The sequence below is a fragment of the Mycobacterium intermedium genome, assembly GCF_002086275.1.
Lineage (GTDB): Bacteria > Actinomycetota > Actinomycetes > Mycobacteriales > Mycobacteriaceae > Mycobacterium > Mycobacterium intermedium.
In genome coordinates this window covers 1-1,037 of the sequence record NZ_MVHT01000256.1, presented here as the reverse complement: position 1 = coordinate 1,037, position 1,037 = coordinate 1, and the positions used below count along the sequence as shown (strand labels likewise).

Here is a 1,037-nt window from a genome sequence, read left to right as displayed (position 1 = left end):
CCGGGCGAGGAAACCCAGTGGGACTGGCTGGACTTGCCGGATCCGCCCGCATCGTGGGGGTGGGGAAAGACCGCGCATCTGCTGGTCGGTTCGCTGGCTCATTCGGGCAAGTGGCGCGCGGCGCTGTCGGCGGTAACCGATCAGCCGCATCTGGTTGCCGGGATCGACCGCGTGGTGCGCGGGCTGGGCGGGGTGAGCCGGGTATGGCGCTTCGACCGGATGGCCACTGTCTGCGATCCAGGTTCCGGGCGGGTCACGGCCTCGTTTGCGGGGGTCGCCAAACACTATGGCGTGGCAGTGGCGATCTGCCCGCCGCGGCGCGGCAACCGCAAAGGCGTGGTGGAGAAGGTCAATCACACTGCCGCGCAACGCTGGTGGCGCACCCTGGCCGATGACCTGACACCCGAGCAGGCCCAAGTCAGTGTGGACCGCTTCGCTGCGGTGCGCGGCGACACCCGGCTGCGGGCCACCGCTGATGGGCGGTCCTCGGTAGCCACCGTCGCCCAGGGCGAGCCGTTGGCGCCGGTGCCGGCGTTGGCGTATCCGGTGATCATCTCCCAGACCCGCACGGCCAGCCGCCAGGCGTTGGTGCCCTACCGCGGCAACCGCTACTCGGTGCCCCCGGAGCTGGCCGCCGCCCAGGTGGTCGTCAGCCACCCGGTGGGCGGGCAGTACTGCGACATCGCCACCAGCACCGGCATCGTCGTTGCCCGACACCGCCTGGCCGCCGACGGCCTCGGGGTGACGGTCCGCGACAGCGGCCATGTCATCGCCCTGGACGCCGTCGCCATGGCTACCGCCACGACCGGGCGCCCGCATCGCCGCAAGGAACGCATCCCACCCGGGCCGGCGGCCAACGCCGCCGCCGCCCAGCTGCTGGCCAGCCGCAACACCTCATCGGCTCAAGCCTCGCCTCCATCAACCGATTCCACCGTCATCGACTTGTCCGTCTATGAGCGGGCCGCCCAGAAAAGGACCCTGAAATGACCGCTACCCCACGCACGCCAAAGACCGCCAATATCCCGGCCGCGGACTCC

1 protein-coding gene is annotated in these 1,037 nt (G+C 70.8%); it reads left to right on the top strand.

Annotated features, from left to right (window positions below; genetic code table 11):
* On the top strand, window positions 1-987 hold a 987-nt coding region (locus BST27_RS30535; protein WP_083148844.1), incomplete at its 5' end, for a Mu transposase domain-containing protein.
* Window positions 988-1,037 lie beyond the last annotated feature (50 nt).